16 protein-coding genes are annotated in these 16,165 nt (G+C 56.4%); all 16 read left to right on the top strand.

Annotated features, from left to right (window positions below):
- Positions 1-208 precede the first annotated feature (208 nt).
- The 16 genes from J1D76_RS24185 (at position 209) to J1D76_RS24110 (ending at position 16,143) form a co-directional block, all read left to right on the top strand.
- Positions 209-637: an OprD family outer membrane porin gene (locus J1D76_RS24185; protein WP_421140858.1), complete on the top strand. Its 429-nt coding sequence runs from the start codon at positions 209-211 to the stop codon at positions 635-637.
- Between the two features lie 339 nt (positions 638-976).
- On the top strand, positions 977-1,657 hold the full coding sequence (locus tag J1D76_RS24180; protein WP_421140857.1) for a DUF3313 domain-containing protein: 681 nt from the start codon (positions 977-979) through the stop codon (positions 1,655-1,657).
- Between the two features lie 102 nt (positions 1,658-1,759).
- Positions 1,760-2,257: a hypothetical protein gene (locus J1D76_RS24175; protein WP_421140856.1), complete on the top strand. Its 498-nt coding sequence runs from the start codon at positions 1,760-1,762 to the stop codon at positions 2,255-2,257.
- Between the two features lie 83 nt (positions 2,258-2,340).
- Positions 2,341-2,682, top strand: a complete 342-nt coding sequence (locus tag J1D76_RS24170; RefSeq protein WP_421140855.1) for a hypothetical protein — start codon at positions 2,341-2,343, stop codon at positions 2,680-2,682.
- A 658-nt stretch (positions 2,683-3,340) separates the two neighbouring features.
- On the top strand, positions 3,341-4,177 hold the full coding sequence (locus tag J1D76_RS24165; protein ID WP_421140854.1) for a winged helix-turn-helix domain-containing protein: 837 nt from the start codon (positions 3,341-3,343) through the stop codon (positions 4,175-4,177).
- A complete protein-coding gene (locus J1D76_RS24160) occupies positions 4,174-4,656 on the top strand; it encodes a hypothetical protein (protein WP_421140853.1) in 483 nt (160 codons plus the stop codon). Before J1D76_RS24165 ends, J1D76_RS24160 begins: the two co-directional genes overlap by 4 nt.
- Positions 4,657-4,819: 163 nt before the next feature.
- Positions 4,820-5,083, top strand: a complete 264-nt coding sequence (locus J1D76_RS24155) for a hypothetical protein (protein WP_421140852.1) — start codon at positions 4,820-4,822, stop codon at positions 5,081-5,083.
- 178 nt (positions 5,084-5,261) lie between these two features.
- Positions 5,262-5,594 carry a hypothetical protein gene (locus J1D76_RS24150; RefSeq protein WP_421140851.1) on the top strand — a complete coding sequence of 111 codons (333 nt, stop codon included), beginning with the start codon at positions 5,262-5,264 and terminating at the stop codon, positions 5,592-5,594.
- Between the two features lie 119 nt (positions 5,595-5,713).
- The gene (locus J1D76_RS24145; protein WP_421140849.1) at positions 5,714-6,694 is read left to right on the top strand and encodes a helix-turn-helix domain-containing protein; all 981 of its coding nucleotides are present in this window, start codon (positions 5,714-5,716) and stop codon (positions 6,692-6,694) included.
- Positions 6,695-6,970: 276 nt separating this feature from the next.
- Positions 6,971-8,578: an EAL domain-containing protein gene (locus tag J1D76_RS24140; protein WP_421140848.1), complete on the top strand. Its 1,608-nt coding sequence runs from the start codon at positions 6,971-6,973 to the stop codon at positions 8,576-8,578.
- Between the two features lie 70 nt (positions 8,579-8,648).
- Complete coding sequence (locus tag J1D76_RS24135; protein WP_421140847.1) at positions 8,649-9,149, top strand: outer membrane beta-barrel protein; 501 nt, start codon at positions 8,649-8,651, stop codon at positions 9,147-9,149.
- Positions 9,150-10,034: 885 nt separating this feature from the next.
- Positions 10,035-10,556 carry a transcription/translation regulatory transformer protein RfaH gene (gene rfaH / locus J1D76_RS24130; RefSeq protein WP_421140846.1) on the top strand — a complete coding sequence of 174 codons (522 nt, stop codon included), beginning with the start codon at positions 10,035-10,037 and terminating at the stop codon, positions 10,554-10,556.
- Between the two features lie 49 nt (positions 10,557-10,605).
- A complete protein-coding gene (locus J1D76_RS24125; RefSeq protein WP_421140845.1) occupies positions 10,606-11,778 on the top strand; it encodes an outer membrane beta-barrel protein in 1,173 nt (390 codons plus the stop codon).
- A gap of 12 nt (positions 11,779-11,790) precedes the next feature.
- A complete protein-coding gene (locus tag J1D76_RS24120; RefSeq protein WP_421140844.1) occupies positions 11,791-12,324 on the top strand; it encodes a polysaccharide biosynthesis/export family protein in 534 nt (177 codons plus the stop codon).
- A gap of 2 nt (positions 12,325-12,326) precedes the next feature.
- Complete coding sequence (locus J1D76_RS24115) at positions 12,327-14,645, top strand: GumC family protein (protein WP_421140843.1); 2,319 nt, start codon at positions 12,327-12,329, stop codon at positions 14,643-14,645.
- 106 nt (positions 14,646-14,751) lie between these two features.
- Positions 14,752-16,143: an undecaprenyl-phosphate glucose phosphotransferase gene (locus tag J1D76_RS24110; protein ID WP_421140841.1), complete on the top strand. Its 1,392-nt coding sequence runs from the start codon at positions 14,752-14,754 to the stop codon at positions 16,141-16,143.
- Positions 16,144-16,165 lie beyond the last annotated feature (22 nt).

Below are 16,165 nucleotides of genomic sequence, written 5' to 3'. Positions count from 1 at the left end.
TACTTCATTTCCACGACCAAGCGCACAGCTTCCGCCTTCTCTTCGGCAGTAACGATCCGAAATCCCATGATGCTTCCTTAGGCTGATACTCCTACATCATGGTCCATAAATATTGAGCCACAACAGCCTGCCGGCGAAGAGGCCCTCAAGCCATGCATCTGCCAGGCGGACGCCTTCGCCGGCAAGCCGGCTCCTACAGGGGTGGGTGGTGTTCCTGTCACTGGCAGGCACCGCAAAAAGCTGTAGGAGCTGGCTTGCCGGCGAAGAGGCCCTCAAGCCATGCATCTGCCAGGCGGACGCCTTCGCCGGCAAGCCGGCTCCTACAGGGGTTGGTGGTGTTCCTGTAACCGCCGGTTCGCTGCACGCCCACGCCGATGACACCCCGCAGGGTTTTGTCGAGGGCAGTTCCGCCCGGTTGCTGGCACGCAATATGTATTTCAATCGCAACTCGTTGTCGCACTCTGCGGATGCACGAGGATGGGGACAGGGTTTTCTCCTGGACTACCAGTCCGGTTTTACCCCGGGCGATATCGGCTTCGGTGCCGATGGCAGCGTCTACACCGCCTACAAACTCGATGGCGGGGCATGCCCATGGCGCCGAAGGGATCAAGGCTGCCGCCACCGTAGTCGACGGTGATCCCCTGGCTGATATTTCGGTGCTTGAACCGCTGCCCGTGGTGATGAAGGGCGGTGCGATTGTGCCAGCCGATGTGTTGTCTGGCCTGTAGGCACAGCCTCGTCTAATCCGGATCAAGCGCCTGATCGGCCCGGTCTTGCGCTTGATTGCCCACCTTCGTCCTCACGCTGGCTGCTCATCGCGGCGTCGACCTCCAATGCCCCGCGTTTAACAGTTTTTGAGAGTTTTTGATTCGGATTATCCCGTCGCTGCCCGCAGGATTCGGCCCGCATTGACCGGCGTGCAAGCACCTGCTTTGCGTAACCGAATGACTACTTTCATCACGTGAGAACGAAACACATGGGCATGTCGAACAAATGGATTGCGGGTATTGCTTTGAGCTGTGTATTTCAGGTCGGCTGCGTCTCCAAAGTCGCCGAGCAAGAGCAATACTCGGGTTTCCTGGGCAACTACCAGGGCCTGGAAGAGCAAACTACGCCGAGTGAGCAGAAAGTCTTGCGCTGGGTTTCGCCAGGGTTCGATCCTCGCGCGTACTCCACGGTCGTGTTCAACCAGATGGAGTTGTACCCAGCGCCCAAACCCACCTCGCGCGTGAGCCTCAAGACCTTGCAAGACGTGCAACAGATGGCCAGCGAAAGCGTCAAGAACGCCTTCGCCCGTCGCTTCACCATCGTCCCTTATCCGCAACTGGCACCCGCCAATTCGCGCGCGTTGATCCTGAACGCGGCGATCACCCACGTCAGCGCCAACAATGAAGGCATGCATTGGTACGAGGCCGTTCCGATCGGCGCGATTGTCGGCGCCACGCAAGCGGCCACCGGGCACCGCGACCAGACCGCGGAAATGTACATCGAAGCCGACCTGCTCGACGCGAAAACCGGCCTGCCGGTGGCGAAGGTCGTGCGCAAGGTATTCGGCGAGACACTCGACAATGCCGAGCAGCCGCTCAAGGCCAGTGACTTCAAGGTCGCTCTCAAGGGTGTGTCCGACGACATACAGGCCCTGCTCCTCAAGCATTGATGCGCCGGGAAACCCCACCCGAAGCGTGCCGAGCCTGACATCCATCGGGTCAGCCCGTGGCGTGGGGTTTCTGAACGGCGTTACGCCGCTGGAGACACAACGATGAAAATACTGACCGATACCTTCGCGGCCTTCAGGGTGTACCTGAGCACCTGGGTCCTAGCGGTGCTGATGATGTTTCTGAGCACCAACGCCTCGGCGGTGACGGTGGTTCCCCTCAAGAACCAGACGTCACAGACCATCCAGCAGGACACCAGTGCCTGCCAGTCTCAGGCCAATGCCCAGCATCCGGTAGACACCACCGTGCCCTCCGGTGGCCGGGCCAAGGGCGCCGCCACCGCCGCTGTTGCCGGGGCCGCCGCCGCCCAGGTTCGCGGCAATCAACACGAAGTCATCTACGACCAGATCGACGACGATACCAGGCAGGATTACCGCCAGAACCGCGCACGCAGTGCGGCAGCAGCCGGCACCGTCATCGGCGGTTCCCGGCAACGTCAAGAGCGCCGGCAGTCGCAGGCTGAAAACCAGCAGAGCGTCACCGCCAGTAACTCGGTCTACACCAGTTGCCTGCAACAACGCGGCTACAACGTATTGCCCTGACTCGCAGCGTTGATGGCCGATGCCGGCTTGCACAAGCATTGCCGGCCATTCCCCTATCCAAACCGAAACTGAGGGCCTTGCCCATGCGCATTGCGTGTATTGCTACAGCGATGGTCGCGTCCTGGCTGCTTGCCGGTTGCACCACTTCTCCGAATAACCCGACGTCGACGTTGCAGACGAATAAGTCACCCGAGCAATACGTCGATTGCCTGGTTCCCAAGTTAAAGGGGCTCGAGATGAGCCCTGTCGTCTCTAACACAGAGCGCAGTTACCGGGTGGTCGTGTCGAGCAAGATAGCCGTCGACACCGTGCTGCAAACCCACCAGTCAAATGAAGGCGGCAAGGTGTATTTGTATGAACGCCAACTGCTCGCCTCCAGCTTCCAGCCATCACGTTTCGAGCGTGCAGCTCAGGAATGCCTGTAACGCGCTGATTTCTTCCGCCCTCCGCTCACAATCCCTCCCTTTCAGGCACAAATGCGCGCAGCAAAAAAACCCCGCGTCCTTCATGAAAAGACGCGGGGCAAAGGTTGTGAACCAAGAGGTGAGGATCGCTGTTGCGTGGCAGGTACACCATGAACGTGATGTGTGCCAACGGTCCTCGAGAACCATTTAAAACGCTAACGTCGACGGATCAAAGCTAATAGGGATCAATAATAATCAGCCAGAAATCCGGGCAAAGAAACAATTGTTAATGGATATCGTGCGATGTCGAAAACCTTAAGTAACAATTAATACCTTGACGAGTTTTTAGCACTCATCTCGACCCTGGATCAGATCAACTGCCCGAGCTTGCAGTTTTCGGATAGCGTCGTTAGTCCATTTCACGCATTATTAAGGGCATCTCGACCAACACTCATGGGTTATTCCGTCATGTTTTCCTTTGTCTGATCCAACTTACCGATGACCGGCAGGGTTACTGACCGCACGGCCTGCCCCTTGAAACGAGCGACATCAACATTGTCCAATGACACCCGGTGCATCCTGCGCCGGCCCCCGCATCTGCGCTGACTCCTGACCCGAATGTACCGTGCCAAATCCGGCCCCTATACTCAGGCCAGCATCGCCTGAACGGAAGATTTCTATGAGCTACACCTTCAAGTTGAAAAATGACGCAGTGGCAGAGTTCGACCCTGACAGCGCCATGCTTTGCATTACAACGCTCCATGGAGATGTACAGAAATCCACGTTAGGCAGAGCCGAGTCGCGCTTGCTGGACCTGCTGCTGACGGAACCCGGCGTCACAAAAAGTCGTGACGAAATCATCGATTACACCTGGAATGACCGCGTCGTTGCCTCCGGCAGCTTGAACCAGACGGTATTCTCGCTAAGAAACATTCTTAATGACAGTCGGGATCACGAGATACTGATGACCGTTCCGCGGCGGGGATATTGCTTCAACCGCCACTGCGTAATCGATGTCCAAACAGAGGCGTCGACACCTGCAGAAGACATAACGCCCTCTCCCGCTGCAACTCCAACTCCAGTTTTTGAGCCGCAACCGGTTCCTGAAAGTACAGTGCCGACGACGGCACCTTTGGTGAATCCTGTACGCTCTGCGTTCATGACCAAAGCGCAACTGGCCGGTTATGTCGTTGCCTTGGCCATGGTTGCCTTCACTTTTTTTCGTTTTGACTTCGATGTGCCAAATGTTGAAGTGTCCAGTGGTAATCAGAATGGCCTGGTCATTAACGCCGTCGGTAATGACCGGGCAGAAGCGCAAGCGTTGCTCGACCAGTCACTCAAGCAAACAGCGCAACTGGCGCCCAACTTACAGGGACAGGTCTGGATAAACCTGTTCAAGACCAGTTATTCCGTATCGTGCATTCGCCCCGATTCAAGCACTGCGAACTTACAATTGAACAGTAGCGAAAGGGACCTCGCCTTGATGATTCGTCAATGTCTGGAAGCCGCCCTATGAAATTTGCCACTGCATCGTATGTTCATTGGCTAGTGATCGGCGCGATTAGTGCAGCATGCCTGTTCTCGTTGATTTATTCGCCGTCGTATTACAAGGAAAACACCAGTTATCAAACCATCACCCGGCAATCGCTGGAAGATCAAAATCAGCTCAATACCGAAGAATACCTGACCATCGGACATGGCCGGCTGACTCAGACCACACTGGAAAGCCTGAATGGAAAGATCCGCAACGCAACCATTTCGGCCAACATCGTCAAAGAAAGCGAAAATCACGTCCAGATTAAAATCAACAACGTAAAACTTAGCCAGGACAGCGAACTCTTCGCGATTGAAAAGACCCCCGATCTATTCTTCCGGCGTCAGTATGTTTTGCAGGAAGGTGCCATTCTGAACTATGAATTGATCCCGACACCCGATAAAAGCACCGTGTGTTTTTACGTGCATGAACTGGGTCGCTTACGCTGCATGAACCATTAATTTCAGGCAGAAAATAAGCATTATTGACTGGAATCAAACGGCGCTCCCGCCAACACTCCTGCGCCGGTGAATCCTTTGGATCGCACCGCCTTGATGCTTGCCAGGGACAGTGACCTCTACAGGGCATCAAGGGAAAATCATAATTCCCCAGAGCCATGAGTCGATGATCATCAGAATCCTTGCCGTTTCGCTCCTGTCTGCAATCCCCCTTTATTCGTTGGCACAGGATGCACATACCAGCGAAAACACCACCATCGAATACTATGAAATCGAATCACGCCCGGATAACAGCCAGAAGCTGTCGCACCTGAAAATTCATTCCCGCAACGAATACCATGCCGATGAACAGGACAGCGCCCCGCCTTTCCCGGCCCCGTTTCAAGGTGAGGCCGACACGAATACCGACATGGCGCTCATTACACTGTGAGACACAGACTCTACCCTCTGCCAATACCACGCGGAAACGCAGAATAGACCCTCGTAAATATAGGTTATTGACTTCAATAAGTTCAGCAGGGTTGAGAGGCTTGACAGGCCAAGTCATGGCAGCGATGCAGCTAACACGGTGCTCCGCCTGAGTAAACTGTTAATAAGGAAACACCTCGATGCGACTTAAGAACTTCGTGACTGTATCGTTTGGTTTGTTGCTTTCGCTCAAAGCCATGGCTGATGACAAGGACATCTACAGCCAAAAAATGGCGAGTATCGAAACCAACAAGAAGGCAGTCAGTGACGTGAAAAACAGCTATCAGGTCAATACGGGTTATCGGATTAATGATTTTTATGCTTTTGACGCCACGGCGATCAACCCGACGAAAGCCCCCTCGAACATCTTCACTTCAAACATCGATCCGCACAGTGTCAGGCACATGCGGGACGCGGCATTCGACGAAAAATATGCGTTTTCTGCAGGCCTTGAAATCAGCCGCGGACTTTGACGCTGTCACGCCAGAGCGGTGACCGGACCGCTCATCAAAACGATCCGTGCGTGACCACAATCGGTGCAACGGCATCCATAACCTGACACTAACCCTTCAACAGGTAGGTCTTCCATTTCATGACTATCGCAGCCCCCAATGAAATCTTTCACTTGTCTACGGCCATGCCGAGTCAACTGAACAGGACCGTCGGCAATTGGGAAATGAGCTTCATCCCTTCCGAGCACGAAGCGCGCATCCGACAGCACAAGCTCTTTCACAGCGCCAAGTTGCAGTACAGTCGCCTTGAGTTTGACTCATCGGTGACGCTGATCAGTTCTGTCCCGGCCGGGTTCATCACGTTCGCCATTTCCCAGGCGCCGGTTGGCCGCCCGGTGGTGAACAGCGAAAAACTGCAACCTAATGAAATCATCGTCCTGCACAGTGGCGAAGACGTGCGCTACACCTGCGAGCCGAATGAAACCCTGTTCACCATCACCACGACACTGGAGCACTATGAACAGTGCCGCCAGCATCATTCGGTGATCGACGTGCTGGCAAACAGGAAACAACATAGCTACCAAGCTGAGAACTACCAGTTCATCCGTACGGCCCTGCAAGCAATCAGCGCCCCCTTTGTTGCTACCCATGAAGTGGCTTTGGCGCAACACGACAGTGCCGCAGAGTCCGCGATTGAAAGTGCAGTACTGGCGTCCCTGTTGTTGTCGCTGACACCCGCTGGCAGTGTTAACCGCAAAGTACCCACCCGAAGGAAAGTGGCCATCGAGGCCATCGAGTACATTCACCAAAACACCAAAAAAGTACTCAGCATCAAGGCGCTGGTGAAGCAACTTCAAACTACGACGCGTACCTTGCACTTTGGCTTCATTGAAACGTTCGGCGTGTCGCCCATTGCGTATATCCGCAACCTCAGGCTCGCCAGCGCCCGCCGCGACTTGATCAACAACACTTGGCCCACAGTTACCGAAACGGCGATGTTTTGGAACTTCCACCACCTGGGTCGATTTTCCAAGGCCTATCTGGTTGCCTACGGGGAGTCGCCGTCAGAAACGGCTCGGCGTAACTCAGCGAAGTCCGCCAGCACCTGCGCCATGCGTTGATAACAACCCAACCACAACCGCCTCTCATCGAGGCGCTAAATAATGATTAATAATTTTTGTTGTTAATGGGCAACTCCCACAATCGCATATTTCCCCAATTAAGGAGATAAGCATGCTACAGCGAGCCTCTACCCGATCACTCAAGCAAAAAATCATTCTCTGCGTGGCGGCCTATGCAAGCGGCATCTTGCTGGCGTTGATCATTGACTGGTTCTAGACAGTTTCATCCATGACTACAAGGTGCGCAGTCAACCCACAAAGGCTTGGAGCTTGTCGATGTTTGCAGCATATAAAGCACTGCTGGTAAGGCATACAGTCACTGTATGCGCGATTGTCGTGGCAGGCTGGGTCGCATGGTTTAGTGCCGGTGAACTGGCCGAACAATTCATTGCACGCAAGTTGAACAACGTTTACACCGATCTACGCGCCGCCCAAGTGGAACCCAATGCTCAGATCGACAAAGTGCTGGAAACTCTTGGCGACCTGGACCGTTCGGGCCAGACATGTTCGCCGCAGCAATTTTCCCAACTGGCCAACCTGGTCAAAAACCTGCGTTTTGTCGATCAAGCGGCAATCGAGTTAGCCAATGGCAGAATCTGTTCGTCCTACGGACAGGAACTGCCGCCGGTACTGGCCGATAACAATCAACACAAGTTTTCGATTGGTAGACGCACCTATTGGGTGGATACCGGTCACGCCGTTTCGCCAGACGCCGACTTCATCATCGTGTCGGAACAGTCCACCTACGTCTGGGTAAACAAGAAGATCCTGTTCGATAACCTGAAGTTTCCCGAAGACCTGCAACTGGACCTCATCGGCCCCGGCGGCGTAGTGCCCATTGCCTCCACGGGACACCAGCCGCTGAAGATGCACAAACCCTTCCACCTGGAAGAACTGGTGACTGCAGCAGACAAAGTGCTGATCGCCTTCGCCGGTAATCGCAATGAACTGATCTCGGTCATCTCTTTGCCACTGAGCTACCTGACCGGCCTCAAATTCAAATTATTCATTGGCCTGGCCTGCCTGTTCGCCGTGTTGCTCCTGCTCGTCGGGTTTGCCCATCGGCATTACAACTCGACCTGCGAGCAGCTTCGCAAGGCGATAAAGGCCAACAAGCTGAGTGTTGACTACCAGCCCATCGTCAACCTGACCACAGGCTATCTGGTGGGCGCCGAAGCACTGTCTCGCTGGAACGCCAACGGCACTCAAGTCCCGGCGGATCTATTTATCCCGCTGGCGGAAAAATCCGACTTGATCTGCGACCTGACCCGTTCGGTGATTCGACAGGTGGCCGAGGACTACAGCACTTACCTTTGGGCGTGCACCGACTTCTACATCACGGTCAATCTGTCTGCCCAGGATATTCAGGACCCAACCTTTGCTGATTTTGTCGCCAGTGTGCTGACGACTTACCAGATGCCGGCGTCGGCCATGGTCTTCGAAATCACTGAAAGGACCTTGCTCGACCACAAGTTGGCCGCCATGCAATTGCGCCGGCTACGCGCGTGCGGGCACCGGATCGCCGTGGACGACTTCGGTGTCGGCTACTCCAACCTTGCCCTGCTCGATTCGGTGCCGTTCGACATCCTGAAAATAGACCGCTCGTTCATCAGCGAGGACAAGATCGCGACCCACGATGCCCTGTGGCGACACATTGCCCGCCTGGCCAAGTCGCTCAGACTCAAGGTCGTGGCCGAAGGGGTCGAATCGCAGCAACAGTTGCCGCACCTGATTTCCGGTGGGGTGCTATTGGCACAGGGCTGGTTGTTTTCCAGGGCGCTGCCGATCCAGGCATTGGCACGGCGCTATTTTCAATGCCCGGTCAATATCCAGTCTTTCGATGACCGGCGCGACTCAAAAATATCAATCAATGACTTCTATTAACGCCACCTGCCCCCCCAAATGCTCGCCGAACCTTAACACCTGACAAACCTGTACAAGGACTACACCACTCATGCTACTTCGAAACCTTGGCTTCGCTTCCCTGCTGTCGATACTGACTTTTCAAGCGTTCGCCGATGACAAAGGTTTATATCTGGGCGCGGGCGTCAGCAACATCCAGACCGACGAATCGAAACTCGACGACTCGGACTCCAGCTACAAGGTTTATGCAGGCTATCGCGTCAACAGTTACCTGGCCTTCGAGGGGGCGTATGTCGACCTTGGTCAATTCAAGGACAAGGATGTCGACTTCGACGGTAAATCGGCTCAGGCGGCTGCCCACCTGGGCTTTCCAATCGGTGACCGAATCCGCCTGTTCGGCAGTGTCGGTGCCCATGCCTGGGATGCGGACGGCAATGCCACCGACGATGACACCGGGGTCGACCTGACTTACGGCGTCGGCATGGAAATCGATGTGTTTCGCAACATCGGCTTGCGCGCTGAATACGAAGTTCTGGAAGTCGGTGAGATCAACCTGAACCAGACCACTGCTTCGGCCTATATGCTGTTTTAACTGCTCTTCCAGTTGAGCGCCCGCCTCGGTCGCTCAACTCACCTCCCCCGCTTTCTTCCGCCTTGCCCGCCCGGGCTCATACTTCTCAAACTATCAGTACTGGCAAACTGCCGGACTCTTGTAACTACAATGTTTAAAGATCCAGCGCCACACGAAAGTCTGGATACAAGGCAAACAGCCATAAAAAAGTAACTACCTTTCGTATAAATGAAGCATTATGGGGCCTCAGCGTTAACCACCAGCACGTTATGCACCAAAAACGCGCCAAATGTACTCGAAAATGTCATACACAACGTGCAGACTAGATGGCCTTACCAATACGCTGCCCTCCCCTCAAATCAAAAGTGCACTTACCCGCGACGACTATTGATATAGCAGAAAGTTTTATTTTTCCGACAGAAAATAATTTTTCTTTTAAAACAATAGATTGAAATCATCACAAAGCAGAAAAAGATAAAAGGCATGCTTTTTGACTTCTAGTGTTTGACAGACCGCTTAGAGTGGTCGATAACTGTATCGGCCCATATGGATACAACACGAGTGCAACAGCATTTGGTATCCGTAGATCTCGGGCATCATGGGAAGCATCTTTGATTACAGGACGCCAAGTGCGGACCGTGCGGTAGCTTTGATCCTGAAAAAGTTGCAGTGTCTTCATTCCAAATGCAGCTAAACATAGTCCTCCTCCAACTGCTTCATACTTGAAACACATGTAATCTCAATTCTGAAACACTAATAACTGCCAATAATAAACACGACGCTTCTGGGATACCCTTTTCAAGGGCCTCCATAGGCCTACTACCTACTAGCAAGCACGACGGCATCCAACCCCCGTTTTTAAGGCCCGCCGTGCTTAAAGGCAAGCTATGTACGGAGCTCTCCAGAATGCTGACTAATAGCCCCAACGGCGCTCATTGGTATCTACTGCAGTGCAAACCCCGCCAGGACGAACGGGCGCAACTGAACCTGTTACAACAGGACTACGTTACGTTTCGCCCCCAGCTGTTCAGTGAACGTCTGGTACGCGGCAAGCGGCTCCGGGTTCAGGAGTCGCTTTTTCCGGGGTATCTGTTCATCCAGCTGAGTCGCGAAGACCACTGGGCGCCCATACGCTCTACCCGCGGCGTCAGCCGTATCGTTGAATTCAACCATGTACCCGCAGAGGTGGCCGACGAGGTCATCGAGCATTTGCGTGCGCGCAGTTATCAATCGCCCGATGACGTACACCCCAGCCGTTCGATCAAGCCGGGGGACATGCTGCAAATCGTCCATGGGCCACTGGCACCACTCGAAGGTGTGTTCCTGTCTATGCTTGGTGCCGAACGCGTCATGCTCTTGCTGCAGTTCCTGAACCGCCAGCAGCATGTCTGCGTTCCGCTCAGTTATCTCGAGCGACAACGCTCGTAACGACAAAACCAAATGCAGCCTGGCCTTCTCACTTCTCGGGAACTCATCAATGCTCTTAAAGCCGTATTGTCCTCTTGCCCTGCTCGCGGCCTCCCTCTATCCCGGCCTTGCCTGGAGTGACGTCCCGCAACCCGTCCCGCAATCGATTGATATCTATGGATTTCAGTTCATTCCAACGTTTGGGTTATCGGAAGGTTATGACGACAACATTCGTGAGGTCGAGCACGATGTCCAGTCCTCGATGGTGACCAAGCTTGCGCCTTCTTTCGTACTCAAGGCCGAGGACCGCAACAGCGCCACCCGACTGACCTGGCAACCGACCCGCTACATATATCATTCGCAATCCGACGCTTCGAGCACCTCGCAACGTGTGCGGGGTGACAGCATCATGGAGTTCACCGACCGCCATCGGCTGGCCCTCGAAGCCGAATATTACAAGTTCGAGCGGGTCACCTCCACGGCAGTCGAGGGCATTAACGACAAACTCAATAACAAACGCGTGGGAGGCGTCTATACGTACGGCGCCAAGACCGCCGATAACCAGATCGACGTCGGCGCCAATTACGCGCAACTGCGCTATGACAACAGCGACGGTATCAACGACGACAAGGAACGCAACACCACCGGTTTCAACACGACCTGGTATCACCGGATCGGCAGCAACACCCGCAGTCTGCTCGAGTACGACCACACCCGCTTCGATTACTTGCTGTCCAACAGCCCGCGCAGCAGTAAATCCGATGCGGTGCTGGCCGGTGCGCAATGGGATTTTACCGCGCGCACCTCCGGCAAGGTCCGGGTCGGTTATGAACGCAAGAACTTCGATGAAAGCACCTCCAGCGACCTGAGCAACCCGACCTGGCAAATCGATCTGGCCTGGAAACCGCGCACCTATTCGACCTTCAGTTTCCTGGCCCGCCAGGCCTTGGCCGAAGGTGACGATGGCTCCGACGCCGTGAAAGCGACCTTCACCCAGGTCGGCTGGCGCCATGGCTGGACTGACCGCATCTCCACCCTCGCGCAGGCCGGATACGGGCACTACGTCTACGAAGGCCAGAGCCGTACCGACAACCTTCAGGACTACAACCTCTCGGTGATTTACCAGATGCGGCGCTGGCTCGGCGTGGAGTTGGGTTATCGCTTCCGCGATAACAACTCCGATGCCGACAACGAAAGCTTCCTGCGCAACGTGTATCAACTCAGTTTCAACGTCAGCCTCTAAGAGGACATCCCCATGAACAGGCGCCTGTTTGGTTTGTTGTTATGGCTGTTGCTCGTTCCTGCTACCTACGCAGCAGACCCCGCCACCGATTACAAACTTGCCGCGGGTGATGTGTTGCGCATCACCGTGTTCGGGGAGCCGGAGTTGAGTGTCAAGAAGGTTCAACTCAATGACGCTGGGACGTTTTCCTATCCGTTTCTTGGCGAAATTACCGCCAAGGGCCTGACCCCCAATCAGGTCGAGAAGAAGCTCGTCGACGGACTCAAGCAAGGCTATCTGATCGATCCGAAAGTCAGCATCAGCCAGATCGAGTACCGCCCTTTCTACATCAACGGTGAAGTGCAAAAGCCGGGCAGCTATGCCTTCGTGCCCGGCTTGACCCTGGAAAAAGCCATTGCTTTGGGTGGCGGCCTGACCGAACGTGCCTCGATGAAACGCGTGACCATCTTGCGCGGCGACGGCGGACCTGCGCAGGAAGACAACATTTCCAAGACCACCGTTATCTCCCCCGGTGACACCATTTCCATTGCACAAGGCTTTTTCTAATCATGGACAACAGCCCTAGCACCTACGTCGAACGTCCGCTCCAGGCGCACTTGCACGCGCAGCACCACGAAGAGTCGGACACCATTGATCTGCTTCATTTATGGAGGGTCATCTGGCGCGCCAAGTGGAACATCGCCTGGTTTGTCGTACTGTGCTGCGCCCTGACGGCGGCGGTGTTGTCCTTCATCACGCCACAGTACCTGGGCAGCACCACGCTGCTGATCAAGGAAAAGACGCCGCCGGTGATGACCTTCCAGCAAGTCTCGGACTCCGGCGCCTCCACCACCCCCGATTACCTGCAAACCCAGCAAGCCTTGCTGGAATCGCGCGACCTCGCGGAACGGGTGGTGCGCAAGCTCAACCTCACCACCAACCCGCTCACCGACCCTCGCCAGCAAACGCAAACCTGGTTCAAGCCACGGCAATGGCTGAACGATCTCAATGCCAACCAATGGCTGCCTTGGCTGGCTTACTTGCCACCGCCAAAACCCGCGCCGACCGAGCAGGACATATTCAATGACGTCACGCAGAACCTGATGCTGCACACCACCGTCAAGTTTGTCGGCAAGAGCCAACTGCTGGAGATCGCCGTCGAATTGCCCGACCCCGATCTCGCCGCCGCGGCTGCCAACGCCATGGCCCAGGGGTATATCGACAGCCAGCTCGACACCAGCCTAAAGTCCTCGCAAAACACCACCAGCTGGATGAACACCCGTCTGGTCGAGTTGCGCAATAACCTGCGCACGGCTGAAGACAAACTGCAGGGTTATCGCGAAGAGCAAGGGCTGGTGGATGTCGACGGCGTGGCAACGATCAGCGCCAACGAACTGCAAATGACGGGCAACCGCATGATCGATGCCCGGCGCGATCGCGCCGAAGCCGAGAGCCAGTACCGTCAAGCCCAGTCATTGAGCGGCGGCGACCTGAGTCGGCTGTCGAGTGTACCGGCGGTGTTGGCCAATCCGTTGGTCCAGCAGTTCCAGGCAGAAGTGGCCAAGTCCCAGGCCAAGGTCGAGGAACTGTCCGGACGCTACGGGCCCAAGCACCCGGCGCTGATCTCCGCGCAATCGGAGTTGCGTACCGCGCAAACCAGCCTGCGCCTGCAAGTGCAGCAAGTGGTGGCCGGTATCGAGCGCCAGTATCAACTGGCGGTGGCCAGCGAAGGTGCCCTGCAGAAGTCGTTCAACACCAACAAGGCGCAGATCCAGAACATTTCCCGCAAGGAATTCCAGTTGCGCGAATACCAACGGGAGGTCGACAGCACCCGCGCCCTGTATGAAACCTTCGTCACCCGCCTGAAGGAAACCGCCGCCACCTCGGACATGGACTCGGCCAAGGCCCGCGTCGTCGACACGGCCATCGCGCCGATCGAAGCCAGCAAGCCGCGCAAAACGTTGATCGTGGCGATCGTTGCCGTGGTCGCAGCGATCATCGGTGTCGCCCTGGCCTTCCTCTTCGAAACCCTGAGCAATACCTTCAAGACCGACGAGAGCATCGAAAGCCTGCTCAACGTGCCGTTGCTCAGCGTGGTGCCGCTGGTCATGAAGAAAAGCCGCCGGCAACTGGCGCGGCTGTTCGAAGACAACGACAACCCGCGGTTCTGCGAGACCATCCGCAATCTGCGGACCTGGCTGATGCTGCAAAGCACCGAGGCGGCCCCTTCGCAGGTGGTGCTGATCACCTCGACCGTACCCGGCGAGGGCAAAAGCACGATTGCCAACAACCTCGCTTCCTCGCTGGCGCCCCTGGAACGGGTACTGTTGATCGATGCCGACTTGCGCCAGCCGACGTTGTCGCTGAACTTCGACTTTCCGCCTGACAGCCCAGGCTTCGCCAATGTGATCGCCGGCACCGCGCGCCTGGAAGACTGCATCCGCACCGTGGGCAACCTCGACATGCTCTCGGCCGGCAGTATCTCGCCGCCGTCGATGGACATGTTCAATACCCCTCGCCTGCCTTCGCCGAACGATCCGGCCGATACCCTGCGCCAGCCACCGGCACAGGACCTGCTCAGTTCGCCGCGGGTGGCGCGCATGCTCGAAGTGCTGAAGTCGCGCTACCGGCACATCATCATCGATTCGCCGCCGGCGGAAATGGTCAGTGATGCGCTGTTGCTGGCCAAGCACTCCGATGCGGTGATCTATGTGGTGAAAGCCGAAAGCACACCGGTCGGCCAGGTGCAAAAAAGCCTGGCGATGCTGCAACAAAGCCACGCGCCGGTGTTCGGCGTGGTGCTCAACCAGGTTGATCTGCGCAAGGCGCGCAAGTACGGCCGCGGCCACTCCAAATCCTTCTACGACTATGACTTTGCCCCCCGCTAAACCTCGGCAACAGCCGTAGCTGCCTTACCTCACCACCCTGCCTGTGTCACTGGACCGGGCCGTCCCCGACGGCCCGAATGACTCCCCATGCCTAGAGATTGAGCCAATGACTCCGCTATATACCGCTCAGATGGCGCATCGACGAGGCGTCACGTTCTGGGGCCAGTGGTTGTGCGCGATCACCCTGGTCAGCCTGTTGTTGATGGCGCTGGTGCAGATGCGCGTCGGCTACCTGTCCCCCGAATACCGCGTCCTGATCATCCTGACCGTTCTCGGTTCGGTACCGATCTACAGCCTCATGCAGGTCTACCACAAGCGCCATGGCCTGTTGGTCGGGCTCAGTCGCTTGCTGGCTGGGTGGCTGATCTTGCTGGGAGTGCTGATCAGCATTGCCTTCGTCACCCAGACCAGCGCCATGTTTTCGCGCCAGGTGATCATCGTCTGGGCCTTCGCCGGGTTCCTGATCCAGGCCGCCAGCTTCCTGCCGTTGCACTACTTCGCCCGGCTGTATTCGCGGATCGTCTTCAACGAACGCCGTTCGGTGATCATTGGTACCTGCCCGACCGCCCATGAACTGGCCAAGAAGCTGAGCCGGCCCAATCGCGCGTTGTTGCTCGGGTTCATCGCCGCCAAGGAACACCATGGCCCTGCCCCCAGCATCCTGCCGTTGCTGGGGCACGTCGATGACATCCGCGAGCTCATCAGCCGCATGGAAGTGCGCCGGGTCTACATCGTCCTGCCGATGGCCGATGCCGCGACCATCGAGGCGCTGTACATCGACTTGCTGGACATGAACGTCGACGTGGTATGGATTCCCGACTTCGGCAGCATGGTGTTGCTCAATCACTCGATCTCGGAGATCGAGCGCATGCCGGCCATCTACCTCAACGAAAGCCTGATCACCTCCCACCCCGGCAGCCTGTTCTGCAAAGACCTGTTCGAGCGCAGCCTGGCCGCCATGGCCTTGTTGCTGCTCAGCCCGATACTGCTGGGGGTGGCGCTGGCCGTGAAGCTGACGTCGCCTGGCCCGGTGCTGTTCAAGCAAAACCGCCACGGCTGCGATGGGCAGGTGATCAAGGTGTGGAAGTTCCGCTCGATGCGCCTGCACGATGACGGCGAAGTACGCCAGGCCACCCGTGACGATGACCGCGTCACACCGCTGGGGCGCTTCCTGCGGCGCAGCTCCATCGATGAGTTGCCGCAACTGTTCAACGTGCTGTTCGGGCAAATGGCCCTGGTCGGCCCCCGCCCGCATGCCGTCACGCACAACATCTATTACACCGGCAAGGTCCGCGCCTACATGGCCCGCCACCGTCTCAAGCCCGGCATCACCGGCCTGGCGCAGATCACCGGCCACCGCGGTGAAACCGAAACCCTGGAGAAGATGCAGCTGCGGGTCGCCCAGGACCTCAACTACATCAACCAGTGGTCGCTGTGGCTGGACATCAAGATTCTGCTGAAGACGCCCTTCACCCTGTTCTCGAAAAACATCTACTGACTTCGTGCCCGATCCCGTATCG

It is taken from the genome of Pseudomonas sp. NFX15 (assembly GCF_049132105.1).
GTDB lineage: Bacteria > Pseudomonadota > Gammaproteobacteria > Pseudomonadales > Pseudomonadaceae > Aquipseudomonas.
Note: the sequence above shows the minus strand (reverse complement) of the source record. Positions and strands in the feature narration are given on the sequence as shown.